We start from the raw sequence: 26,008 nt of genomic DNA, 5'->3' as shown, positions 1-26,008 counted from the left end.
ATTTTTCAGACTTTTTTAGTAAAAGTTTCCTGCTAATTTTAAGTTGCCCCGTAACGGCGGGCAACACTTAAACTTGAACAAGGAACGTATCATGAAATCTGCAATCGACCTGTTTCAAACTGAAGTGACTGGCGTTACTACCAAAGGTGTTTGCCTCTGGTAAGTGCAAAAGGGGGGAAGGGGAGTTAATCTCCCCTTCTCTTTATTTGAAGTATTTCATGCCCAAGGATAGGAGCAATGTTCGTATGGACGACTTTGGTTATCATACGATTTGGGATATCACAGGTGCAGATGCGCGCTTGTTGAAAGATGCGCCGGCACTGCATGATTTCTTCCTCAGTACTTTGCAGCGTTCACGTTTTACTGTACTAGATCATTTGACCCACAAATTCAATGCCGGCGGCGAGGGGGTGACAGGTCTCTATCTACTTTCCGAATCTCACCTTTCCTATCACACCTATCCAGAAAGTCATTACATTAGCATCGACATCTATACGTGCGGCTCGAATAACCTGTCAATCAATGAAGGGATTCGCGGTTTTTTTGGTGGAGATGTAAAAGTCAAAAGCCGTACGTTGCTTCGTGGCAGCAATGTGGTTGTTACTACAGAGGTGGAAAATGAAACTTGTCAATAATGGATTGATTAAATTCGATTATCAGTTTCCACTGTACAATTTCTTTTTTCCCTCGCAGTCCATGAACGTCTTTCGCCCGAGCGAAACGCAGTTGTCCAACTTGCTGAATGGAGCCAATGCCAAAGCGAAGTCGCGCGCATTATATTTTCATATTCCATTTTGCGAGGCTATCTGCTCTTTTTGTCCGTTTACTCGGGGGTTGTACAAAAATGCAGAGGATATTGATCGTTATACAAAGGCGTTGATAAAGGAAATCGAATATAAATCACGGCTGATGGACTTTAAAGCAGTTCCGGTCAGGGCGATATTCTTCGGAGGCGGTACGCCTTCGCTACTCTCACCACAGAATATCAATGATATCGGTGAGGCCTTGCATCGATTTTTCGACATGTCGACGGTTGAGGAATTCTCTTTCGAGTTCAATATCACCAGTGTTACGCGTGAACGCAATGTTGCATTGGCTGACATTGGCGTTACGCATGCGCGCTTTGGTTTACAGACGATTGATCCTACTTGGCGCAAACTGTTCAATCTCAATGAGGATATTGCCGAAATCGAGCGCGCAGCCGATCTGTTGGTGCCCACGTTTGAGCACGTCCTGTGCGACATCATGTACGGTATGAACGGAAGCAATGAGGCTCAGACGCTGGCAGATATCGACAAAGCCGTTGAGTTGGGTCTTAGCAACATAGACATTTATCCGATCAACAACGTCGTCACTTCAGTAAAACTCCACAAGCAAATCAAAGAACGTACTGCTGAAGTTTTCCCGGCAATGCGTAAATTGAACATGAAACTGATGATTGATGAGCACATGCGACAGAAGGGCTACCTGCCTTACAACGGGCATGGCTATGTGCGGCGAACCAGTGCGCAACCGACGTTGATTACCCCAGATTACTCATTTATCTACCATGAGCACGTTTACGGCTATGCCGACCACGACCTGCTGGGTTTTGGCGTGGGCGCTATCTCCTCTGTAGCGGAAAACGTGATTACCAACACCTCGTTGCGCGAACAATATATCGCCAAAATGAGCGCTGGTGATTATGTCTGTCAGGTCAGCCAGCATGCCCCGGTGTTGGATCTGGTCAAGCCGGTTGTGCTGCGTCTTCCCTATCACGGAGAAATCGACAAATCCAAGGTGGCGATGAGCCGGCTACCTCAAGGACTCCTGGCGCGTCTGCAGGAACTAGTGGAAGCGGACCTTATCACTGAATCCCCGACAAGCTTTGAGCTGAGCAAACTGGGCTGGCTGTGGTACAGCAACATTATGTTTTACTTAATTCCAGAAAGTGAACAAAATATCTTGAAAAAAATAGTGTTTGAGAAGCTTAGTGCCGACGGAAGAGATATCACTCGGGATGAGTTGATTTATTCTGCAGGTTAGAACCACTTGGTAGGCAGTGGATATGCGCGCACTTACACTCAATCATGGAACCCAACGGCTCTCGATCGCTTTTTTTTTCTCGAAATGCGGTGAGTTTGCTTTCGAGACGGCGTTTGCTGTAGCCGTTGTAACGTTGACCGATGCCGATATTCTACTGATGGGCTTGGTCTACTTTTTTCGTTACTTACCCAGTGCATTGTTTTCTCCCGTAGGCGGCTGGCTGGCGGATAACGTTGAAAAAAAGTCTACGCTGGTAGTTGTTGAATTAATGAAGTGCGCCTTGGCAGTTGCGATGTTCGTGATGTTCGAGTACTCGCAACCGACGGTGGCGATGGTCATCGTTGCCTCCATGCTCATGACGGCACTTGACTGTCTGTATACACCTACGTTTCGTGCTTACTTTCCCGATATTGTGCATAACGATGACTTGCCTGCTGTCAATAGTGGGGTGCAGGTCATTGAAGACATCTCTTCGATCATCGGTCCGCTTATATTTTCTCTTATTGCAATTGTTCTTGCGCCAAGCTATGCGTTTGCATTTTTCGCGGTAAGTTTGTTGGTGTCGGCCGCTTGTATGTTGATGTTGCTGTCGTCTGCAAGAACTACACAAGAGTCTTTCAATATACTGGCTATTTTCAAAGAAGCGACACGCAGCGTTGGCAGTCTGCGAAAATTCAACAAGCCACTCTTTACGGTCATCTGTTGCACTACGTTGTGTGCGATGTTTGCCACTTCAGTAATACGTTTTATATTGCCGGCTGCCGTTATCGAGCATTTTCAGTCGGAAGCGGCTGTTGGTTACATTTATTCCCTGCTTGCCCTGGGTACGGTGATGGGCGGTATGTTGTATGTGAAGTTCAATGCGACGACCACGGCGCGTTCAGTCATTGTCTATTGGTTGTTGTATGGCGTGCTTTTTTTGTCCACGGCTATCGCCTTGCAATTCAATACGTACTTATTCGTTTTGTTATTACTGTGCGTGGGTTTTATTGGTGCGTTCGTCGATATTGCAATTATTACCAATATTCAATGCCTGTCGAATCCACAGGAAGTGGGTAAGAACTTTTCCTTGTACTACTTCACGGCGGTCATTGGCGACGCTATGTCAGGGCTTATCGCGTGCCTTATGTTTCTCATCGTGGGGCCGGCTACTTTTATTGGCATGACGTTCATGCTGTGTGTTGCACCCTTGGGTTGGAGCCTGAGAAGAGATGATGCAGATAAGGATCGTTTGTAGCGCAACCGTCCATCTTGAGGAGCGGCCTGGGGTGGTGGTTGCAGCTTTCGCAGGGAGCCATGATTTGCTGGGGGCTGGCGCGCTGGTTTTGAGCGTGGAAGATGCATCGATAGCGCGCGTAATCGACTGCGTGGAAAAATGGCAGATTCCGTTGTTTGTGATACATCACGACGGGCAAGCGCAGTGCTCTGCCGCACTAGCCAAACTGCAGCCGACTTTGCTACAGGCGCCATTATCGGAGCGTGCCGCTAATCGCATCATTGATGCCGCCAGAGACTTCGAATCGAGGGCTCTACCAGCATTCAGTTCGGCAATCGCGCAGTTTGTGTCAAAGAAACGACCTACGTTTGCCTGCCCAGGGCATCAAGGCGGGCAATGTCTGGATCTGCACCCTGCCGGAGTGCGTTTCAAACAGTTGGTCGGAGCAGAGGTTTTCAGTGTGGATGTGCCCCACGCTGCGCCCGAGCTGGGCGATGTGCTCAGTCATGAAGGGCCGATCAAGCAGGCTGAGGAACTCGCAGCCAAGGTATTTAATGCCGACGAAACCTACTTTGTCCTCAATGGCACCTCGACCGCCAACAAGATTGTCACCAGTGCCTTGCTTACCGAGGGCGACCTTGTACTGATGGATCGGAACAATCACAAATCGGTGTATTTGGGAGCTCTGGTTCAAAGTGGCGCGCGTGCGGTGTATCTCGATAATTTTCGCGATGACTGCGGCGTACTGGGCGGCTACCGAAAAGGCGCCTTGCACGAGGATCAGCTCAGAGCCCGGGCGAGCAAAATAGATGAGGCGAAGGCGAGGCAGGCAAGGCCGTTTCGCCTGGCAATCGTGCAACACGCCACTTGCGACGGTGTTGTCGTGGATGCCGGTGCACTGTTGGAACGAATCGGTCACCTGTGCGATTACGTGCTCTTTGATTGCGCATGGTTAGGCTACGAACCGTTTGTCGATCTGCTTGCCCACCGATCGCCATTGCACATCCCGTTACTGCCGGACGCCCCGGGTATCATTGTGACGCAGTCTGTCCACAAGCAAATGTCCGGTTTTTCACAAACCTCGCAGATCCATAAAAAGGACAGGCATATCCAGTCCCAGCAGCGCTATTGCTCCAGCCGCGTGTTCAATAGCGCTTTCATGTTGCACTCTTCTACCAGCCCGTTTTATCCGTTGTTCATGTCCTTGGAGGTCAATGCGGCTATTCATGCCGATGGCCACGGTCAACGGCTATGGAGTGGCGCTGTCTCAATGGCCAATGAGTTCAGACGCCAGGTCGATCAGCACTGCACGGTTATCAAGCCGTACTACGGCAACCGGACGCCATCCTACGATCTTGCTTCTCAGGTCTATACGCAGGAATTTTGCCCCGTCAGTCGCGACGCTAACCCAATCGAACGCGGCCTGCATTACCTGGACCCCTGCAAGGTCATGTTCACTACGCGTGCGAATGAGGACGCGATTGCCGGCGGGTACGTTTCGATTCCTGCAAGCATCGTCACTTGCTACCTCAGAGAGATGAACTTCACGCCGGAAAAATCCGATTTCTACAACTTCACCCTGCTGGTGTCGCCTTCTTCCGACGCAACGCAGTTGACCCGGCTGATGCACACGCTGGAGCAACTGGAGCGGGCGCTGGCGCAAGGTGATTGGGTCAGCGACGTGTTGCCGTCGCTTGCGAGCAGCGGGCAGGGTTACGCAAACATTTCCTTGCGCGAGTTGTGCTGCGTCATCAACCACCTGTTCCAGCAGCATCAGATCCAGGAGCTCCAATCCAACATATTCAGCTCTGTGGCAGCGACGCAGGCCGTGTTGACGCCGTATGCGGCAAACCAAGCCTTCGTACGCGGACGGTCCAGGCTGATCGACATCGCAGATGCCGTTGGTTGTGTGGCTGCTGAAGGGGTCATTCCTTATCCGCCAGGGGTTATGTGCATCGCTCCCGGGGAGTGCTGGAATTCGGCGTTGGTTGGGTACCTGCTGGCCGTGCAAGCCTTGGCCAATCTCTATCCCGACCTTGCGCCTCATATCCAAGGGGTGCACTACGGACAACATGATGACGGTACTTTGGCCCTTCAGGTCCATGTACTGGATGACCTAACTGTTTGATATCAATGCGCACAGGACAGTCAATGGCGGGTACTACAGCAGGCGCGAGCGAGCGAAAGTTCATTTATATCGACATGGACTCTTTTTTTGTCTCTGTTGAGCTTCTCGACGCGCCCCATTTAAGTCATTGCCCAGTCGCCGTAGGGGGGACGGCGGCAGAACGTGGAGTGATCAGTACAGCGAATTACATCGCAAGAAAGTTTGGCGTCAAAAGCGGCATGGCCACCGCCACGGCACATCGTTTGTGCCCGGATTTGGTACTACTGCCAACGCGCTTCGAGGCATATGAAGCTATCACGCGAAAGCTCGACGAGATCTTCCGGCGATATACCGACAAAGTAGAGTTTCAGTCACTCGACGAAGCGGCTCTCGAAGTGACTGGGCAAACATGCTTCAACGGGTCCGCCACCCATATAGCCGCGCACATTCGCGCCACGGTCCAGCAGGAACTCGGCCTGACGGCCTCTGCTGGAGTGGCGCCGTTGAAATACTTGGCCAAGATTGCTTCGGAAATACAAAAGCCCAATGGAATGTTCGTCATTACGCCGAGTCAGGTGCGTGGATTTCTCGACGAGCTGGATGTTCGTAAAATTCCTGGCGTCGGCCCCAAGACCTACGCGGTGCTGGAAAACCTGGGTTGCCGCCAGTGCAAAGACGTTACCGAGGACAAAATTCCGGCATTGATGCGCTATCTCGGCGTGCATGGGTTTTACGTGTGGGAGCGGTGCCAGGGAATCGAAGAGGCGGATGAGGGGGGCAGTGATATCAAGTCTGTCGGCATTGAAAGAACACTGCCCTCTGACTGCGATGCGTTGTGCGATTGCCTGGAGGAGTTGGAGCGATTGTCGCAAGGCTTGAGGGAGCGTATTGCAGACATGGGAGATGATTACCTCATCACCAAAAATTTAGTAAAGCTCAAGTTTTCCGATTTTTCGATTTCAACTACAGAGGCGTCGGCCAACAGCCTGTGTACGCACACCGTTCAGTCTCTCTGTCGACTGCTCTGGGATACCCGTCGTGAAGGCAGGTCCGTTCGATTGATCGGGCTTTCGGTAAAAGTCCGGCGAAAGGTTCAGGACGATATTCAAATGGCGTTTCCCTGGTAGCCAAGTTATTAACCTAAGTAGAAGGAGTCTTAAATGGTTAGGCGCTATGAACTTCCCAATTGCGCGTGGAATTCAATCATGGACCTGATGTCGACAACGCAAAAAACGGGTAGACCGCGTCATGACGATCGCCTGATGCTCAATGGTGTACTTTGGATCGTTTGCTCCGGCGCAGCCTGGCGTGATCTACCGGAGCGGTTCGGAGCATGGTCGACGGTGTATCAACGCTATCGGGATTGGCGTGACGACGGCACGCTGGAGCAGATTTTGGATCGCCTGTGCACTGGAGTGAATGAGGGGGAGATGATTGATATGGAAACCTGGACACTCAACCCCGCACTGTTTCGAGAGCAGTTGGCACATCAAAATGCCTGAGCCTTGTGTGCCGCCCAGCGCAAACAGGGCAACGCTGATAACGCAGTGTCGTGTGACGCTGACACATTAACGCTCAACGCTCGCGCATCGCCTCCGTCCTCGCCTTCAACACCGGCTTGAGCAAGTAATCCAGCACGCTTTTCTCCCCGGTAATAATGTCCACCGTTGCCACCATCCCCGGGATGATCAGCAATGGTTTTTTCTCCCCGCCCAAATGATTCTTATCGGTGCGCACCTGGATCAGGTAGAAGCTGTTGCCCTTGTCGTCGGTAATCGTATCGGCGCCGATCAGTTCCAGTTTCGCTGCCAGCCCGCCGTAGATCGTGTAGTCATAGGCACTGAACTTGACCATCGCCTTCTGTCCCGGGTGCAGGAAGGCTACGTCCTGGGGCCGCACTTTGGCCTCGATCAGCAGGTTGTCTTCCAACGGTACGATTTCCACCATGTCGCTGCCCGGTTGGACCACGCCACCGATGGTGTTGACCTTCAGTTGTTTGATCACCCCGTGCACGGGGGAGACCACGGTGGTGCGGCTGACGCGGTCATCGATGGCGATGCTGGTGGCGGTGATTTTTGACAGGTCGGTGCGTTTTTCGTTGAGTTCCTTGGCCGCTTCCGAGCGGAAGGTCTGCACCGATTCGTCGATTTTGCTCTTGATCTCATTGATCGCCGACTCCGCCCGGGGGATCGCCAGGGTGGTGGCATTCAATGAGCCGCGGATCTCCACGGCGCTGCGTTTGAGGCGCAGGATTTCCACGGGCGATACCGCGCCGGTGCCCACCAGGGGCGCCGACATGTTCATCTCTTGCTGCAGCAGCGCCAGGCTGGAGCTGAATTGGCCCTGCTTGGAGCGGAACTCCGCCAGCTCCTGGGTTTTCTGCCGCAGTTGTTCGCTCAAGGTCCGCTGTTCGCTGCTCAAGCGCCGCTGGCGTTGTTCGAACAACGAGCGTTCGTCCTCGGCCACTTGCGGGGCTTTGGCGATCACTTCATCGGACAGTTTGAACGGCCGTCCCTCGGCCTCGGCGGACAGGCGTTCGACCTGGGCGGTGAGGGCATAACGGTCGACTTCGCTTTCGCCCTTGTTCGAGCGAAAGCGCGTGTCATCCAGTTGCAGCAGCTTGTCGCCCTTGTCCACCATCTGTCCTTCGCGCACGTAGATCTGGGTGACGATGCCGCCCTCCAGGTTCTGGATCACCTGCACTTTGCTCGACGGGATGGCCTTGCCTTCGCCCATGGTCACTTCATCGAGCACGGCAAAGTTGGCCCACAGCAGGGCGCAGATGATCAGGCCGGCGGTGAGCCATACGATAATCCGTGAACGGCGCGGCGAGTCCTGCAGCGCAGCACCCGCCAGTTCAGGCATGAATTCGCTGTCGGCGGTTTTGCCAAAACTCTTGAAGTAGCCCGGTGACGAGGGGGTGGCTGACATGGTGGGGCTCCTAGACGGCGGCCGAGCCGACACGGCCCTTGCGCAATGCATCGATCACACTTTCTTTGGGGCCGTCGGCCACGATGCGGCCGTTGTCCAGCACGATCAGGCGGTCGACCAGACTGAGCATCGAGGTGCGGTGCGTGACCAGAAGCAACGTCTTGCCCTTGACCCACAAATCCAGGCGCTGGCGCAGGGTTTCTTCGCTGCTGTTGTCCATGGCGCTAGTGGGTTCGTCCAGCAACAGGATTGGCGGGTCGAGCAGCAGCGCGCGGGCCAGCAACACCGCCTGGCGCTGGCCGCCGGACAACAACTGCCCGCGCTCGCCCACCGGTCGGTCGAAGCCTTGTGGATGTTGCCGGGCCAGTTCGCTGACGCCGGTCAGCTCGGCCACTTCGAGCATCCGCCCATCGCTGATGTAGCGCGCGCCCAAGGTCAGGTTATCGCGCAGGCTGCCAGCCAGCAGCGGCAGGTCATGGGCCACATAGCCCACTTGCTGGCGCAGGTCGGCCACATCCAGTTGCCGCAGGTCGAGACCATCGAGCAGCAATTGGCCTTCTTCTGGCGTGTAAAAACCCATCACCAGCCGGCCCAGGGTACTTTTGCCCGAGCCGCTGCGCCCGATAATCCCCACGCGTTCGCCGGCCTTGAGCTGGAAGCTGACCTGGTTCAGGGCTGGTGCGTTCTGCCCGGCGTAGCGGAAGGTCACTTGGCTGACTTCCAGGGCGCCACTCAGTTGCGTGCGTTCCAGGGGACGCTGTTGTGGGTCGCGCTCCTGGGGCAGGGCCATCAGCGCGTCGGTGCTGCGCATGGTCAATTGCGCTTGCTGGTAGCGGGTGATCAACCCGGCAATCTGCCCCAGCGGCGCCAATACCCGGCTGCCAAGCATGTAGGTGGCCACCAGTGCGCCGACACTGAGGTTGCCGGCGATGATGCTGTAGACCCCGGCGACAATGGTTGCCATCCCGGAAAACTGTTGGATGAACAGCGTGCCATTGGTGGCCAGCGCCGAGAGGTTGCGCGCATGGCTATCGAGGCGGGTGAGGGCGCCATGGGTGCTTTCCCACTGGTGCTGGCGCTCGCTTTCGGCGCTGCAGGCCTTGAGGGTTTCCAGGCCACCGAGGGTTTCGATCAACAGCGCCTGGCGTTCGGCGCCCAGGCTCAGGCTTTTTTGCACGGTGTCGCGCAGGCGTGCCTGGATCAGCATCGCAAAGCCGATGGTCAGCGGGAACGCACACAAAGGGATGATCACCAGCCAGCCGCCGAGCAGGCCGATCACCACCAGCATCAGCACCGCGAAGGGCAGGTCGATCAGACTGGTGAGGGTCACGGCGGTCAGGAATTCGCGCAGGCCCTGGAAGTCATGGATGCTCTGGGCGAAACCGCCGATGGTGGCGGGACGCGCCTTCATCGACATGCCGGTGATGCGCTCGAACAGGGTCGCGGAAAGAATCACGTCGGTCTTTTTGCCAGCAGTGTCCAGCAAATGGGCGCGCACCACCCGCAGCACCAGCTCGAACCCCGTGCCGATCAGCAGCCCGATCACCAGCACCCACAAGGTCGAGGTGGCCTGGTTCGGTACCACGCGGTCGTAGGTCTGCATGACGAACAGCGGCACCATCAGGCCCAACAGGTTGATCAGCAAACTGGCGAGAATCGCATCGCTGTACAGCCAGCGCGACAGCTTCAGGGTGTCGCGAAACCACGCCTCGACCCGCGGCACCAGCGGTGCGCGCAGGTCTTCGATTTCGTGCCGTGGCCGGGCGAACAGGGCCTGGCCGCTGTAGGCTGACTCAAGCTCCTCGCGGCTGACCCACTGCTCGCCGCCTTCGGCTTCGCTGGGCAGGATCAGTGCCTGGCCATCCTCGCCCCAGCGGCGCAGCACCGCGCAGCGGCCTTCGTTGAGCAGCAGCAGCACCGGCAGGTTCAGCGCCGAGATTGCCTTTAAGTCCCGGCGCAACACCCGCGCCTGCAAGCTGGCCCGGGCCGCTGCCCGTGGCAGCAAGTCCAGGCTCAGGCGTTGTTGCGCCAAGGGCAGGCCGGCGCTCAGGCTGGCGCGGCTGACGGTACAGCCATGCAGCTTGCACAGGATCAGCAGGCCGTCGAGCAACGGGTCATCAAAGCTCTGGCGCGGGTCGACACCCGGGTTCAGCGGTTCCATCTGGCTCACGGCGATCTGCTCCACGTTGGCTACTTCAGGTCAGGCAAGTGGGCTTCGCTTCTGACTTCCGACTGGGCAATGGCTTCGGCCGGTACCACCACGCGCTCCTTGTTCAGCAACTCGCCCATGTTGGCCAGCACGCGGTACATGGAGAACTCTTCGGTGTAGCGCACTTCGGTGTAGCGCCGGTTGGCGTTGTACAGCTCGTTTTCACTGTCCAGCAGGTCCAGCAGGGTGCGTTGGCCAAGGCCGAACTGGTCCTGATAGGCCGCACGTACCCGTTGGGTGGTTTCGGCGTATTCGCGGGCGGTGGGGGTCTGGATGCGGGCGTTGTCCATGGCGTGCCAGGCCAGGTTGAGGTTCTCGTTGAGCATGCGCAGGGCGTTGTTGCGGATGTCCATGGCCTGATTGATCTTGTGCGAGTCCGACGCCAGGCGGGCCTTGTCGCTGCCGCCACGGAACAGGTTGTAGTTCATCACCACCCCCACTCGCCATTCGTTGTCGTGGCCCAGGTCGCCCTGCACATTGTTATTGGCGCCCACTGCCGCCTCGGCATCGAAGCGTGGGTAGAACGGCGACTTCGCCACTTCGTACTGGCTCTCGGCGGCCATCACATCGGACTGGGCGGATTTCAGGTAAGGGTTGTTCTCCAGCATGCTGCGCCGGGCGCCGAGTTGGTCGGCGGGCAACTCGCCCTTGATCGAGGCCGGGCTTTCCAGTTCGTCCGGCATGCGTCCGACCACGCTGTAGAAGTTCGATTCAGCGTCCTGCAGATCGACCAGTGCGGTCTGGTAGTTGTTGTCCGCCAGGGCCCGACGGGCGGTGGACTGGTCGCGGTCGGCGGTGCTGCCGATACCGCGTTCGGTGCGCAGGCCGATCTGGTCGGTGACCCGCAGGTGCGCCTGCAGGTTGTTCTTGGCCAGTGTCAGCAGGTCGCGGCGCTTGAGCACTTCCAGGTACACCTCGACGGTGCGCAGGGCCAGGCTTTCGGCAGTGCCACGGGTGTAATAGGCGCGGGAGTTGACCACCGCCCCGGTGCGTTGCACTTCGTTGGAGGTGTTGAAGCCGTCGAACAGCATCTGGCGCAGACGCAGTTCCGACTGGGTGTAGTTGTCGGTCTCGGTGTGGTGGTTGCCGCCACGGGCGCGGGTGGTGCTGCTGTCGCTGTAGCCGCGGCCATAGCCGGCATTCAGGTCGAGGCTGGGATAGAAGCCGCCCTTGGCGACTTTCACATCTTCATCGGCCGACAGCCGGCTGTTACGACTGGCATTGAGTTCCGGGTGAGTGTCCAGCGTGCTTTGGATCGCTTGGGTCAGCGACATCGCTTGGGTATTGGCGCATGCCATGGCGATCAGAATGGCGCTGCAGAGGGGGGTAAAGACGCGCATGGGTACATCTCCTGTGTCTCAGTGCTGCTGGTCTGTCGCCATTTATTTGACGAATTTAGGGGGCAAACCGTCTCAGGCTTGTAACAACAGAGCTAAGAACATTTGCAGGAAGACCTAAGAAGAATTTTTCATAACGTTTATCTCCAAAAAAACTTATGCGTTCTGCGTGAAGCAAGACATTGTTCAAAGCACAAGCCTTGAGTTATGTGCGCTTCGGCGCATTTTCAGGCTCTAGGAAAGTTCAATCGCAAGTGCAAGCGGATGATGGGGTAGCGGAAAAAAGGGAATTTATGGGTGACGGTTTTTTGTCACTTGTTCCCTTGGAAGGCTCTCTGCAGGCGGGTCGAAGCGCGGGTTGGCGGCTGATTTGAATCAGTTTTGTGCCACCTCCGGACCACCCGTTCCACCGCACTTGTGCACGTAACCGAGGTGCCGACTACTGGGGTCGGACAGGGAGATAAGCACATGGCCAAGTCAATCGGTGTTGTCAGCAAGGTGGTTGGGGAAGTCTTTGCCGTGGCGGGAGATGGTAGCCGCCGAAGCCTGGTCGAAGGCGACCGACTGTTTGCCGGCGAGCAACTGCAGACCGGCGCGGCGGGTGCGGTGGCGGTGAAACTGACCAACGGCCATGAGCTGACCCTGGGCCGCGACAGCAGCCTGGACCTTTCCCCGCAATTGCTGGCCGGCCACGCGCCGCAGGTTCACGCCTCGGAAGATCTTGCACCAAGCCAGGCGCAATTGACCGATGTGCAGCAGCTGCAAAAAGCCATTGCAGCCGGTGTCGACCCGACCCAGACCGCGGAGGCCACCGCCGCCGGCCAGACCGGCAGTACGGCAGCGGGTGAGTTGGGCGGTGGGCACTCCTTTGTGCTGCTGACCGAAGTTGCCGGGCGCGTGGAGCCGGTCATCGGCTTTCCGACGGCGGGCTTTGGCGGGATTCCTGAGTTTCCGTTGTTCCAGGTCGCCGGCCAGCCGGATACCGGCAACGGCCAGCCGGTGGTGGTGCCACCCGACAACCCGGTGAGCCTGGGTGGGCTGGAGGTCGAGGGTGGTGAGTTGACACTCAACGAGGCCAATCTTGCCCAAGGCTCGGCCAGCAATCCGGCGGCGCTGGTGCAAAGCGGCACCTTCAACGTCTCGGCACCCGATGGCCTGCAAAGCCTGACCGTGGGCGGCATCAGCGTGGTCAGCGGCGGAGTGGTCAGCAGCTTCCCACAGACGATTACCACCGGGCTGGGCAACACCCTGAGCATCACCGGCTACAACGCGGCCACCGGGGTGATCAGCTACAGCTATACCTTGACCGGCAATGAGGCCCATCCGTCAGGTGGCGGCACCAACAGCCTGGGCGAGCAATTTGCGGTAGTCGCCACCGATAGCGATAACGACACCGCCACCGGCTCCCTGGATATCACCGTGATCGATGACGTGCCCAAGGCGCTGGATGACAGCCATGAGGGCAGCGCTTCGGAAAGCCTGTTGACCCTCAGCGGCAACGTATTGGACAACGACACCCAGGGGGCGGACCGTATCGCCACTGGCCCCATCGTCGGCGGTACCTTCAGCGGCCAATATGGCACCCTGGTCCTGGCTGCCGATGGCAGCTACACCTACACGCTGAACACCGCTGACCCCGATTTCGTCGCGCTGCAGGGCGGTGGCAATGGCACGGAAACCTTCACCTACACCCTGACCGACGCCGATGGCGACAGCAGCACCGCCAACCTGGTGCTGCAGGTCCATAACAACGACGATCCGGTGGTGATCGGTGGCATCAGCATCAACGGCGCCGACCTGACGCTCTATGAAAAAAACCTGGTGGACGGCAGCAGCCCCGACGCTAACGCGCTGACCCGCACTGGCAGCCTGACCGTGGCGGCAGCGGACGGCTTGCAGAACCTGTCCGTGGGCGGTATCAGCGTGGTGTCCGGTGGTGTTGCCGCCGGCTTCCCGCAATCGATCGCCACCGGCCTGGGCAATACCCTGACCATCACCGGTTTTGACCCGGCCACCGGAGTAATCAGCTACAGCTACACCTTGACCGGCACCGAGGCGCATCCAACGGCGGCGGGGGTCAATGAGCTGACCGAAAGCTTCAGCGTGATCGCCAGTGATACCAACAACAGCACGGCCACCAGCACGCTGCATATCAGTGTGGTGGACGACGTACCGACCGCTGCCGATGACAGCAATGCGCAAGTGGCGTCTGAAAGCCTGTTGACCCTCAGCGGCACGGTGTTGACCAATGATGTGCAAGGCGCTGATCGAGTGGCGTCCGGGCCGGTTACGCCCGGGTCCTTCACTGGGCTCTACGGCACGCTGGAATTGGCGGCGAATGGCACTTATGTGTACACGCTGAACACCGCCGATAGCGACTTCCAGGCACTGCACGGTGGCGGGAGTGGCACTGAGACGTTTACCTACACCCTGACGGATGCCGACGGCGATACCAGCACCGCCAACCTTGTCTTGCAGGTGCATAACAACGACGACCCTGTGGTGCTGACCGGCCTGGAAGTAAACGGCGGCGAAGTCACCGTCTACGAGAAAAACCTGCCGTTGGGCAGCGCCAACGATGGGCCAGCCTTGACCCAATCCGGCACCTTTACCGTGACCGCACTGGATGGCCTGAAAAACCTGACTGTGGGCGGTATCAGCGTCGTCACCAATGGCGTCGCCGCGACTTTCCCGCAATCGGAACCTACTGGCTTCGGCAACACCCTGACCATTACTGGCTACAACGCCAGCACTGGCGTGATCAGCTACAGCTACACCCTCAACGGCACTGATAGCCACCCAACCGGCGCAGGCACCAATAGCATCAGCGAGTCGTTCACGGTGACTGCCACCGACAGCAACAACAGCGGCGCTACGGGCACGTTGGACGTCAATGTGGTCGACGATGTGCCAAAGGCTTTCGACGACAACCCTGGCGGCGTGGCCTCTGAAAGCCAGCTCACCCTGGCCGGCAGCGTGCTGGGCAACGATGTGCAAGGTGCTGATCGGGTCGCCACCGGTCCCGTCACGCCGAACACCATCGTCGGTACCTACGGCACCCTGCAATTGTTTGCCGATGGCAGCTACACCTACACCCTGGACAAGACTGATCCGCAGTTCATGGCCCTGAATGGCGGTGGCAGCGGCACTGAAACCTTCACCTACCAACTGAACGACAGCGACGGCGATACCAGCACCGCGAACCTCGTCTTGCAGGTGCATAACAACGACGACCCAGTGGTGCTGACCGGCCTGGAAGTAAACGGCGGCGAAGTCACCGTCTACGAGAAAAACCTGCCGCTGGGCAGCGCCAACGATGGGCCTGCGTTGACCCAATCTGGCACCTTTACCGTGACCGCATTGGATGGCCTGAAAACCCTGACTGTGGGCGGTATCAGCGTCGTCACCAATGGCGTCGCCGCGACTTTCCCGCAATCGGAACCTACTGGCTTCGGTAACACACTGACCATCACCGGCTACAACGCCAGCACTGGCGTGATCAGCTATAGCTACACGCTCAACGGCACTGATAGCCACCCAACTGGCGCGGATGCCAACAGCATCAGTGAGTCATTCGCGGTGGTCGCCACTGACAGTAACAACAGCGGCGCTACGGGCACGTTGGACGTCAATGTGGTCGACGATGTGCCAAAAGCCTTCGACGACAACCCCGGCGGCGTGGCCTCTGAAAGCCAGCTCACCCTGACTGGCAGCGTGCTGGGCAACGATGTGCAAGGTGCTGATCGAGTCGCCACCGGTCCCGTCACGCCGAACACCATTGTCGGTACTTATGGCACCTTGCAGCTCTTCGCCGATGGCAGTTACGTCTACACCCTCGACAAGACTGATCCGCAGTTCATGGCCTTGAATGGCGGTGGCAGCGGCACTGAAACCTTCACCTACCAACTGAACGACAGCGACGGCGATACCAGCACCGCCAACCTCGTTTTGCAGGTGCACAACAACGACGACCCAGTGGTACTGACCGGCCTGGAAGTAAACGGCGGCGAAGTCACCGTCTACGAGAAAAACCTGCCGTTGGGCAGCGCCAACGATGGGCCTGCGTTGACCCAATCCGGCACCTTTACCGTGACCGCATTGGACGGCCTGAAAACCCTGACTGTCGGCGGTATCAGCGTCGTCACCAATGGCGTCGCCGCGACTTTCCCGCAATCGGAACCTACTGGCTTCGGTAACACACTGACCATTACTGGCTACAACGCCAGCACCGGTGTAATCAGCTATAGCTACACGCTCAACGGCACTGATAGCCACCCAACTGGCGCGGATGCCAACAGCATCAGTGAGTCGTTCGCGGTGGTCGCCACTGACAGCAACAACAGCAGCGCCAATGGTTCGTTGGACGTCAATGTGGTTGATGACGTGCCAAAAGCCTTCGACGACAACCCCGGCGGCGTGGCCTCTGAAAGCCAGCTCACCCTGACCGGCAGCGTGCTGGGCAACGATGTGCAAGGTGCTGATCGGGTCGCCACCGGGCCCGTCACGCCAAATACGATTGTTGGTATCTACGGCACCCTGCAATTGTTTGCCGATGGCAGCTACACCTACACCCTGGACAAGACTGATCCGCAGTTCATGGCGCTGAATGGTGGTGGCAGCGGCACTGAAACCTTCACCTATCAACTGAACGACAGCGACGGCGATACCAGCACCGCCAACCTCGTCTTGCAGGTGCATAACAACGACGACCCAGTGGTGCTGACCGGCCTGGAAGTAAACGGCGGCGAAGTCACCGTCTACGAGAAAAACCTGCCGTTGGGCAGCGCCAACGATGGGCCTGCATTGACCCAATCTGGCACCTTCACCGTGACCGCACTGGATGGCCTGAAGAACCTGACTGTCGGCGGCATCAGCGTCGTCACCAACGGCGTCGCCGCGACTTTCCCGCAATCGGAACCCACCGGTTTCGGCAACACCCTGACCATCACCGGCTACAACGCCAGCACTGGCGTGATCAGCTACAGCTACACCCTCAACGGCACTGATAGCCACCCAACCGGCGCAGGCACCAATAGCATCAGCGAGTCGTTCACGGTGACTGCCACCGACAGCAACAACAGCGGCGCTACGGGCACGTTGGACGTCAATGTGGTCGACGATGTGCCAAAGGCTTTCGACGACAACCCCGGCGGCGTGGCCTCTGAAAGCCAGCTCACCCTGACTGGCAGCGTGCTGGGCAATGACGTCCAAGGCGCGGATCGGATCGCCACCGGGCCCGTCACACCGAACACCATTGTCGGTACTTACGGCACACTGCAATTGTTTGCCGATGGCAGCTACACCTACACCCTGGACAAGACCGACCCACAATTTGTCGCCCTTCACGGCGGGGGGAATGGCACCGAGACGTTCACCTATCAGCTGAACGACAGCGACGGCGATACCAGCACCGCCAAGCTGGTGCTACAGGTGCATAACAACAACGACCCGGTAGTGCTGACCGGCCTGGATCTCACCGGCGGTGAGTTGACCGTCTTTGAAAAAAACCTGATCGATGGTTCCAACCCGAACATCCCCTCGCTGACCCAGACCGGTACCTTCACCGTGACGGCCCTGGACGGTTTGAAAACCCTGACTGTCGGCGGCCTGAACGTGGTGACCAATGGCGTGGTTGCTACCTTCCCGTTGTCGGAAGGTACTGCGTTGGGCAACAACTTTGTTGTGACTGGCTACGACCCCAACACCGGGGTGGTCAGCTACCGCTACACCTTGCTCGACAATGAAACGCACCCTGATGCCAACGGCAGTAACAGCCTGCCCGAACAGATCACGGTCACGGCCAGCGATTACGATACCAATACGGCGACGGGCACGATCGATATCAACATCATCGACGATCTGCCGACTGCCAACCCTGATGTGCGTACGGTGGTAGAAGGCGGTGTGGTCAGCGCCAATGTGTTGAGTAATGACGTAGGCGGCGCCGACAGCCCCTCGCTGGCTGGTGCGGTGGTCGGAGTGCGGGCGGGGAGCAACATCGGCACCCCGGCCAGTGGCGGCCTGGGCAGCAATATCAACGGTGCTTTCGGCTACCTGACCCTGGATGCGAACGGCAACGCTGTGTACCACAGCTATCCCAACTCGGTGACTCCACCGGGGGCCGTGGATACGTTCGTGTATACCGTGCGCGATGCCGACGGTGACGTCAGCACCACGACCCTGACCATCACCGTGACCGACAGCGGCTTGAAAGCGCTGACTGACGGTGATGTCACGGTCTACGAAAAAGCCCTGGACCTGAGCCTGGACGGCCAGGACCTGGCGCCAGGCACCGTGGTCGGCAGCGATCCTACGGCGACCACGGAAACCGCCAGCGGTAACCTCGCCGACTCGACATCCGGCGGCACTGGCCCGTTGAGTTTCAGCCTGGTCGGCAGCGCTACTGGCAGCTATGGGCAGATCCTGCTCAACGCCAATGGCACCTACACCTACACCCTGACGTCGGCGCCGAAAACCACGCCTAACGCCAATGACGGGCCGAATACCCTCACCGATACCTTTGTCTACAAGGTCACTGACCAACTGGGCAATACCACCACCAGCAACATCGTGGTGAGTATTGTCGACGACGTGCCCAGCGTGGTGTCCAGCACGCGTGAGGTCACGGCGACGGAGGTGGATTCCAACCTGCTGCTGATCATCGACATTTCCGGCAGCATGAATGACCCCTCAGGGGCCGGCGGTACACGGCTCGACCTGGCCAAGGCGTCCATTGTCGAGTTGCTTAACCGCTATGACGATATGGGCGACGTGAAGGTGCAGATCGTGACCTTCAACGACAGCTCGCAACAACTGAGCAGCCAATGGGTCAGCGTCGCCACGGCCAAGACCCTGGTCAACGGCCTCACTGCGTTTAATGGCACCAACTACGACTCGGCCCTGGGCACCGCGCAGACCGCCTATGGCACCGCCGGCAAGCTGGAAGGTGCGCAAAACGTGGCGTATTTCTTCTCGGACGGTAACCCCACCACGTCCAACACCAATAACCCGAACAACCCTGGCAACGTGGTCAACCCGGAGTACGGCGACGGTATCGATGCCACTGAAGAAGGCGTATGGCGGGCCTTCCTTGATGCCAATGGCATCAAGGCCTATGCCATTGGCCTGGGCGCGGGCGTCAACAGCATTTACCTGGACCCGGTGGCCTACGACGGCAGCACCCACACCAACACCAATGCGGTGGTGGTGGCCAACCTGGCGGGCCTGGATGCGGTGCTGGCCGGCACGGTGCAGGGCGCGCCAGTCACGGGGAGCCTGCTGACGGATGGCACGTTCGGTGCCGATGGCGGCTTCGTCAAATCCCTCACGGTGGACGGCATCACCTACACCTACAACCCGGCGGCGGGGGGCTCGATGAGTGCCAACCTGCCAGGCGGACACGGCACGTTCGACACCGTCAGCAACAGTGTCACCATCACCACCAACCAGGGCGGCACGCTGGTGGTGGACATGGACAACGGCGAATTCCGCTACACGCCGCCGAAGTTGACAGGCTCGTTGATTACCGAAACCTTCGGGGTGACCGTCAGCGACAACGACGGCGATCTCGCGACCTCCAGCCTGGTGGTCAAGGTCAATCCCAACGCGGCACCGGTGGCTGGTGATGATCATGTGATCACCAATATCCTGTCGGGCAACATTGTGGTACCTGCGCAGTTGCTGCTGGCCAATGACAGCGATGCCAACCATGACAACCTGACGCCTATCCCCACCAGTTTTGCCACTGGCTGGATGGTTAAGGGTGGCAGCTTTACGGGGAGCGGAAGTCGGGATTTCAGTAGTGTTGGTGACACCCCTGCGAACCAGAAGCTGGCGGATGTGCGTAATGCCTTCGCGAGCATCTCGAGCACGACGGCTGTGCTGCTGGTCACCGGCTACCTGGGCACTGTCAGTGCCAGCAACAACAATGATGAAGACCGCATCAATGTCACCCTGCATCAGGGGGAAACCCTGAACCTGAGCCATAACCTGTCGGATACACGCATGGTCATGGCGTACTCCTTCAATGGTGGCGCTGAGATCCCCATCCTTGATAACGGCACCTTTGTCGCGGGCGCCACGGGCGATTACCAGATCCACCTCACCAACATCCCCAATACCCCAGGCAATTCCACTATTTTCGAACGCTACCAGTTGACCATGACCGTCAACTACGCCGGCGCCCAGGACTACACGCCGGACTACCACGGTAACTACTCGGTCAGCGATAACCACGGCGGCAGCGACAGCGCCGCCGTAGATATCACCTACCAGGCCGGCACCACCCTTACCGGTACCAACGGTGATGACATCCTCATGGCCGGGCCCGGTAACAACATCCTCAATGGCGGCGATGGCAATGATGTACTGAGTGCTGGCAATGGCAACAACGAGATGCACGGCGGCAATGGCAATGACCTGCTGTTCAGCGGCATCGGCAATGACCTGCTCGATGGTGGCGCGGGCATCGATACAGTGAGTTATGCCAATGCCACGTCGGGGGTGACCGTCAACCTTGGCACGGTGGGAGGGCAAGTCACGGGGGGCGCCGGGACCGATACATTGACGGCCCTGGAGAACCTGATCGGTTCCAACTTCAACGACTTCCTCACCGGCAACGGCAACAACAACCTTATTTCGGGCGGGTTGGGCAATGACACCCTCAAGGGCGAGGGCGGCGATGACATCCTGATCGGTGGTCCGGGCAACAACACCCTGACCGGCGGCGCGGGTGCCGATACCTTCCAATACCTGACCGGCGGCAGTGGGCACGATGTCATCACCGACTTTGCCGTGGGCACCGACAAGCTCGACCTGTCGCAATTGCTGCAAGGGGAGAATGCGACGACGGCGTCCCTGGATGACTACCTGCACTTCAAGGTGGTGGGCGGTACGACCACCATCGACATCAGCGCCGTTGCAGGTGCCACGCCGAACCAGACCATCGACCTGGCCGGCGTCAACCTGGCGACCCAATACGGTGTGACACCGGGGGCGGGTGGCTTGATTGCGAGTGGGGCAGACACGGCGACCATCATTAACGGGATGCTCAACGATCATTCGTTGAAGGTGGATACCGTGTAACCCCTGCGACCAAGGAGCTGCTCAGGTAGAAGGGCTGTTGTGGCGAGGGGGCTTGTCCCCCGCTGGGCTGCGCAGCAGCCCCAATAAGATCACCGAGGTGTGTCAGATTAACCGAGGGTGCAGGTTTTGGGGCTGCTGCGCAGCCCAGCGGGGGACAAGCCCCCTCGCCACAACAGCCCCTCTTCCACAACAGCCCCTAGCCACAACGCCCCTGGCCACCGACAGCCTTGGGCTTTAGCTCGTTGAGTTATAAGCACCACACTTTGCGTGATATGGCCCGCCAGCGTTTGCCGGTATGATAGGCGCCCCCGCAGTCTGGATTGCGAATACGCCATGACCTTGCAGTACCCAACCATCGCCGATTGCGTCGGCAATACACCTCTGGTCCGCTTGCAACGCATGGCGGGTAACACCAGCAATACCTTGCTGCTCAAGCTCGAGGGTAATAACCCGGCGGGCTCGGTCAAGGACCGTCCGGCGTTGTCGATGATCACCCGCGCCGAGTTACGTGGGCAGATCAAGCCCGGCGACACCCTGATCGAAGCCACCTCCGGCAATACCGGGATTGCCCTGGCCATGGCCGCGGCGATCAAGGGCTACAAGATGATCTTGATCATGCCCGACAACGGCAGCGCCGAGCGCAAGGCGGCGATGACCGCCTATGGTGCCGAGCTGTTGCTGGTCACCCCGGAAGAAGGCATGGAAGGCGCGCGCGATCTCGCCGAGCGCATGGCCGCCGAAGGCCGTGGCCAGGTCCTGGATCAGTTCGCCAACGGTGACAACCCGGAAGCGCACTACACCAGCACCGGCCCGGAAATCTGGCGCCAGACCCAGGGCACCATCACCCATTTCGTCAGCTCCATGGGCACCACCGGCACCATCATGGGCAACTCGCGCTACCTCAAGGAGCAGAATCCGGCGATCCAGATCGTTGGCCTGCAACCGATGGAAGGCGCGGCGATTCCCGGGATCCGCCGCTGGCCCGAAGAGTATCTGCCAAAGATCTACAACGCCGCCCGTGTCGATCGCATCCTCGACATGGCCCAGCGTGAAGCCGAAGACACCACCCGTCGCCTGGCCCGTGAAGAAGGCATCTTCTGCGGTGTGTCCTCCGGCGGCGCCGTGGCGGGAATGTTGCGCTTGTCTGCAGAACTGGAAAACGCAGTTATCGTCGCGATCATCTGTGACCGAGGCGACCGCTACCTGTCGACCGGCATTTTCGACGCGCCCAACTGATGGCCAAGCAAGAGCGAGGCCTGCGTTTCCAGCCAACGGGCGGTAATCGGGCGCCACAAATCCCGGTCGGTAAAAAACAGCGCCTGACCATCGAGCGCCTGGCCAATGATGGCCGGGGGATCGTGTTTTTCGAAGGCCGCACCTGGTTTGTCGTGGGTGCCCTGGCCGGCGAAGAGGTCGAGGCGCGGGTGCTGGGTGCCCATGGCAAAGTGGTCGAGGCCCGCACCGAGCGGGTGTTCAAGGCCAGCGAACTGCGTCGCCCGGCGCCGTGCGCCCATGCCGGCCGTTGTGGCGGTTGCAGCTTGCAACACTTGCCCCATGACGAACAGCTTGCCCTGAAACAGCGCATGCTCGCCGAGCAATTGTCCCGTGTTGTCGGGGTCGAGCCCCAGGAATGGGCAGCGCCGTTGAGCGGGCCCGAGTTCGGCTATCGCCGCCGGGCCCGGGTGGCCGTGCGCTATGACGTCAAGGCCAAGCGCCTGGACGTTGGCTTTCGCGCCGTGGCCAGCCAGGACATCGTGGCCATCGATGATTGCCCGGTGCTGGTACAGGCCTTGCAACCGATCATGCAGCGCCTGCCCAACATGTTGCGGCGCCTGAGCAAACCTCAGGCCCTGGGGCATGTGGAGTTGTTCAGCGGCTCATCGATTGCGGTGTTGCTGCGGCATATGGCGCCGTTGTCGGACGCCGACCTGGTGGTGCTGCAAGAATTCTGTGCCTTCCATGATGCCCAGTTGTGGCTGCATGGCGAGGGCGAGCCGCAGCCGTTCGCGGCTGGGCCGGGCCTGGGCTATCGTCTGCAGCAGTGGGACTTGGACTTGGCTTACCGGCCTGGGGATTTTGTGCAGGTCAACGCCGGGGTCAACGAAGCGATGGTTGCCCAGGCGCTGGATTGGCTGGCGCCCCGTTCCGACGAACGGGTGCTGGACCTGTTTTGTGGCCTGGGCAACTTTGCCTTGCCCCTGGCCCGCCAGGTGCGTGAAGTGGTCGCGGTAGAGGGGGTGCAGGCCATGGTGGACCGTGCAGCCCTGAACGCCGATAGCAATAATTTGCATAATGTGCAGTTTTTTCAGGCCGATTTGTCCCAGCCTTTGAGTGATGCGCAATGGGCCAAAGCAGGCTTTTGTGCGGTACTCTTGGACCCACCCCGCGATGGTGCCCTGGAGGTTGTGCGCAAGCTCGCCACTCTGGGGGCTGATCGCCTGGTGTATGTGTCCTGCAATCCAGCCACGCTGGCGCGGGACACTGTCGAGTTGGTCAAGCAAGGCTACCGGCTAAAACGTGCCGGGATCCTCGATATGTTTCCGCAAACCGCGCATGTCGAGGCGATGGCGTTATTTGAAGCGAGCTAGGATGCTCGCTTAGTCCGACTGGCCTGCGTTCTCCAGGGCCTGTGACCTGCCAGGGAGTTCGCGTTACAAGGGTCAGCGATTTTGACGCGCTACAGGCGCGTCGTAGGGAAGGTAAGCAAGATGGTACAGGTGAGAGCACACCAGCCGATCAACACCGACGGCAGTATCAATCTCGAGGCATGGCTGGATCATGCCATCAGTGTCGATCCGGCACTGGACCGTGAAGCCTTGAAAGCCGCCTGCGAGTTCGCTCGCGAGGCAGAACAGCAAGACAATGCGGCCAAGAACCTCTGGGCCGAAGGAACATCCAGTTTTCGTACTGGGCTTGAAATCGCCGAGATCCTCGCCGACCTCAAGCTGGACCAGGATTCGCTGATCGCCGCGGTGCTCTATCGCGGTGTGCGCGAAGGGCATATTGCGTTGCCACTGGTCAGCCAGCGGTTCGGCGCGGTGGTGGCCAAGCTGATCGACGGCGTGCTGCGCATGGCTGCGATCAGCGCCAGCCTCAGCCCGCGCCAGTCGATGGTGCTCGGCACCCAGGGCCAGGTAGAAAACCTGCGCAAGATGCTGGTGGCGATGGTCGACGACGTACGCGTCGCGCTGATCAAGCTGGCCGAGCGCACTTGCGCGATCCGTGCGGTGAAAACCGCCGACGACGAAAAGCGCAACCGCGTCGCCCGTGAGGTCTTCGATATCTACGCGCCCCTGGCTCACCGCCTGGGGATCGGCCATATCAAGTGGGAGCTGGAGGACCTGTCCTTCCGCTACCTCGAACCCGATCAATACAAACAGATCGCTACCTTGCTGCATGAGCGGCGGCTGGACCGTGAGCGCTTTATCAGCGATGTGATGGGCCAGTTGCGCTCGGAGTTGCAGGCCACCGGTGTCGAAGCCGATATCAGCGGCCGGGCCAAACACATCTATTCGATCTGGCGCAAAATGCAGCGCAAAGGCCTGGCCTTCAGCCAGATCTATGACGTGCGCGCCGTGCGCGTGTTGGTGCCGGAAATGCGCGACTGCTACACCGCGCTGGGTATCGTCCATACGCTGTGGCGGCACATTCCCAAGGAGTTCGACGACTACATCGCCAACCCCAAGGAAAACGGCTACCGCTCGCTGCACACCGCGGTGATCGGCCCCGAGGGCAAGGTGCTGGAAGTGCAGATCCGTACCCACGCCATGCACGAAGAAGCCGAGCTGGGGGTTTGCGCGCACTGGCGCTACAAGGGCACCGACGTCAAGGCCGGCTCCAACCAGTACGAAGAGAAAATCTCCTGGCTGCGCCAAGTGCTGGAATGGCACGAAGAGCTGGGCGATATCGGCGGCCTGGCTGAGCAACTGCGGGTGGATATCGAGCCCGACCGGGTCTACATCTTTACCCCCGACGGCCACGCCATCGACCTGCCCAAGGGCGCGACGCCGCTGGACTTCGCCTACCGCGTGCACACCGAGATCGGCCATAACTGCCGTGGCGCCAAGATCAACGGGCGCATCGTGCCGCTCAACTACAGCCTGCAGACCGGTGAGCAGGTCGAGATCATCACCAGCAAGCACGGCACGCCGAGCCGCGACTGGCTGAACCCGAACCTGGGCTACATCACCACGTCGCGGGCGCGGGCGAAGATTGTCCACTGGTTCAAGCTGCAGGCGCGGGACCAGAACGTCGCCGCCGGCAAGACGTTGCTCGAACGCGAGCTGGGTCGCTTGGGTCTGCCCCAGGTGGATTTCGACAAGTTGGCCGAAAAAGCCAACATGAAGATTGCCGAAGACATGTTCGCCGCCCTCGGTGCCGGCGACTTGCGCCTGGCGCAATTGGTCAACCTGGCCCAGCAACTGGTAGAGCCGGAACGCGGCAGCGAGCAACTGGAACTGATCCCACGCAAGGCCACCGGCTACAAGCCGGGCAAGCGCGGCGATATCCAGATCCAGGGCGTAGGCAACCTGATGACCCAGATGGCCGGCTGCTGCCAGCCGTTGCCGGGCGATGCCATCGTCGGCTACATCACCCAGGGCCGTGGGGTGAGCATTCACCGCCAGGACTGCGCCTCGGTGCTGCAGTTGGGCGGGCGTGAGCCGGAGCGGATCATCCAGGTCAGTTGGGGGCCGGTGCCGGTGCTCACCTACCCGGTGGACATCATCATCCGTGCCTACGACCGCTCGGGTCTGCTGCGGGACGTTTCGCAAGTGCTGCTCAATGAGCGGATCAACGTACTGGCAGTCAATACCCGCTCGAACAAGGAGGACAACACGGCGTTGATGTCCCTGACCATCGAGATTCCGGGGCTGGACGCGTTGGGGCGGTTGCTGGGGCGTATCTCCCAGTTGCCGAACATCATCGAGACGCGGCGTAACCGCACGCCATAAATCGCTGGATGAGCGCGGTCTAAAATGTGGGAGCGGGCTTGCTCGCGAAAGCGGTGGATCAGTCAATATATTCGGCGACTGACACAACGCCATCGCGAGCAAGCCCGCTCCCACATTTGATCCTCAGCGCTCCCCGAACAGAGATTG

General features: G+C 59.1%; 12 protein-coding genes and 1 pseudogene. 10 read left to right on the top strand and 3 right to left on the bottom strand.

Going from position 1 to position 26,008, the window contains the following annotated elements; translation table 11 throughout:
- Positions 1-245: 245 nt before the first annotated feature.
- The 6 genes and pseudogenes from speD to HBO09_RS15080 form a co-directional block, all read left to right on the top strand.
- Complete coding sequence (speD, locus tag HBO09_RS15105) at positions 246-635, top strand: adenosylmethionine decarboxylase (protein WP_169993369.1); 390 nt, start codon at positions 246-248, stop codon at positions 633-635.
- Positions 619-2,025, top strand: coding sequence for a radical SAM protein (locus HBO09_RS15100; RefSeq protein WP_169993367.1), 1,407 nt, complete (start codon positions 619-621; stop codon positions 2,023-2,025). Before speD ends, HBO09_RS15100 begins: the two co-directional genes overlap by 17 nt.
- A 22-nt stretch (positions 2,026-2,047) precedes the next feature.
- Positions 2,048-3,262: an MFS transporter gene (locus HBO09_RS15095; RefSeq protein WP_169993365.1), complete on the top strand. Its 1,215-nt coding sequence runs from the start codon at positions 2,048-2,050 to the stop codon at positions 3,260-3,262.
- On the top strand, positions 3,237-5,369 hold the full coding sequence (locus tag HBO09_RS15090) for an ornithine decarboxylase (RefSeq protein WP_262381235.1): 2,133 nt from the start codon (positions 3,237-3,239) through the stop codon (positions 5,367-5,369). The genes HBO09_RS15095 and HBO09_RS15090 overlap by 26 nt, the downstream gene beginning before the upstream one ends.
- Positions 5,370-5,392: 23 nt before the next feature.
- Positions 5,393-6,475, top strand: a complete 1,083-nt coding sequence (gene dinB, locus HBO09_RS15085; RefSeq protein ID WP_169993363.1) for a DNA polymerase IV — start codon at positions 5,393-5,395, stop codon at positions 6,473-6,475.
- Positions 6,476-6,508: 33 nt separating this feature from the next.
- Positions 6,509-6,808: pseudogene (locus HBO09_RS15080) on the top strand (transposase); the annotation flags it as partial.
- Between the two features lie 115 nt (positions 6,809-6,923).
- On the opposite strand, the gene HBO09_RS15075 reads toward HBO09_RS15080, so the two are convergent.
- The 3 genes from HBO09_RS15075 to HBO09_RS15065 are packed head-to-tail and all read right to left on the bottom strand — an operon-like array spanning position 6,924 to position 11,828.
- Positions 6,924-8,279 carry an HlyD family type I secretion periplasmic adaptor subunit gene (locus tag HBO09_RS15075; RefSeq protein WP_169993359.1) on the bottom strand — a complete coding sequence of 452 codons (1,356 nt, stop codon included), beginning with the start codon at positions 8,277-8,279 and terminating at the stop codon, positions 6,924-6,926.
- Between the two features lie 10 nt (positions 8,280-8,289).
- Positions 8,290-10,449: a type I secretion system permease/ATPase gene (locus HBO09_RS15070; RefSeq protein ID WP_169993357.1), complete on the bottom strand. Its 2,160-nt coding sequence runs from the start codon at positions 10,447-10,449 to the stop codon at positions 8,290-8,292.
- A gap of 20 nt (positions 10,450-10,469) precedes the next feature.
- Positions 10,470-11,828 (bottom strand): TolC family outer membrane protein, encoded by a 1,359-nt coding sequence (locus HBO09_RS15065; protein ID WP_169993355.1) that lies wholly within the window; start codon positions 11,826-11,828, stop codon positions 10,470-10,472.
- 465 nt (positions 11,829-12,293) lie between these two features.
- Between HBO09_RS15065 and HBO09_RS15060 the strand changes: the two genes are divergently transcribed.
- The 4 genes from HBO09_RS15060 (at position 12,294) to relA (ending at position 25,861) form a co-directional block, all read left to right on the top strand.
- On the top strand, positions 12,294-20,909 hold the full coding sequence (locus HBO09_RS15060; RefSeq protein ID WP_169993353.1) for a retention module-containing protein: 8,616 nt from the start codon (positions 12,294-12,296) through the stop codon (positions 20,907-20,909).
- A gap of 333 nt (positions 20,910-21,242) precedes the next feature.
- Positions 21,243-22,145: a cysteine synthase CysM gene (gene cysM, locus HBO09_RS15055; RefSeq protein ID WP_169993351.1), complete on the top strand. Its 903-nt coding sequence runs from the start codon at positions 21,243-21,245 to the stop codon at positions 22,143-22,145.
- Positions 22,145-23,497: a 23S rRNA (uracil(1939)-C(5))-methyltransferase RlmD gene (gene rlmD / locus HBO09_RS15050; RefSeq protein WP_169993349.1), complete on the top strand. Its 1,353-nt coding sequence runs from the start codon at positions 22,145-22,147 to the stop codon at positions 23,495-23,497. Before cysM ends, rlmD begins: the two co-directional genes overlap by 1 nt.
- 120 nt (positions 23,498-23,617) lie before the next feature.
- The gene (gene relA / locus HBO09_RS15045; RefSeq protein WP_169956980.1) at positions 23,618-25,861 is read left to right on the top strand and encodes a GTP diphosphokinase; all 2,244 of its coding nucleotides are present in this window, start codon (positions 23,618-23,620) and stop codon (positions 25,859-25,861) included.
- Positions 25,862-26,008: the final 147 nt, after the last annotated feature.

Source organism: Pseudomonas sp. WS 5027 (assembly GCF_012985695.1).
In the GTDB taxonomy this organism is placed as follows: Bacteria; Pseudomonadota; Gammaproteobacteria; order Pseudomonadales; family Pseudomonadaceae; genus Aquipseudomonas; species Aquipseudomonas hygromyciniae.
This window is presented reverse-complemented; position numbering and strand designations above follow the sequence as displayed.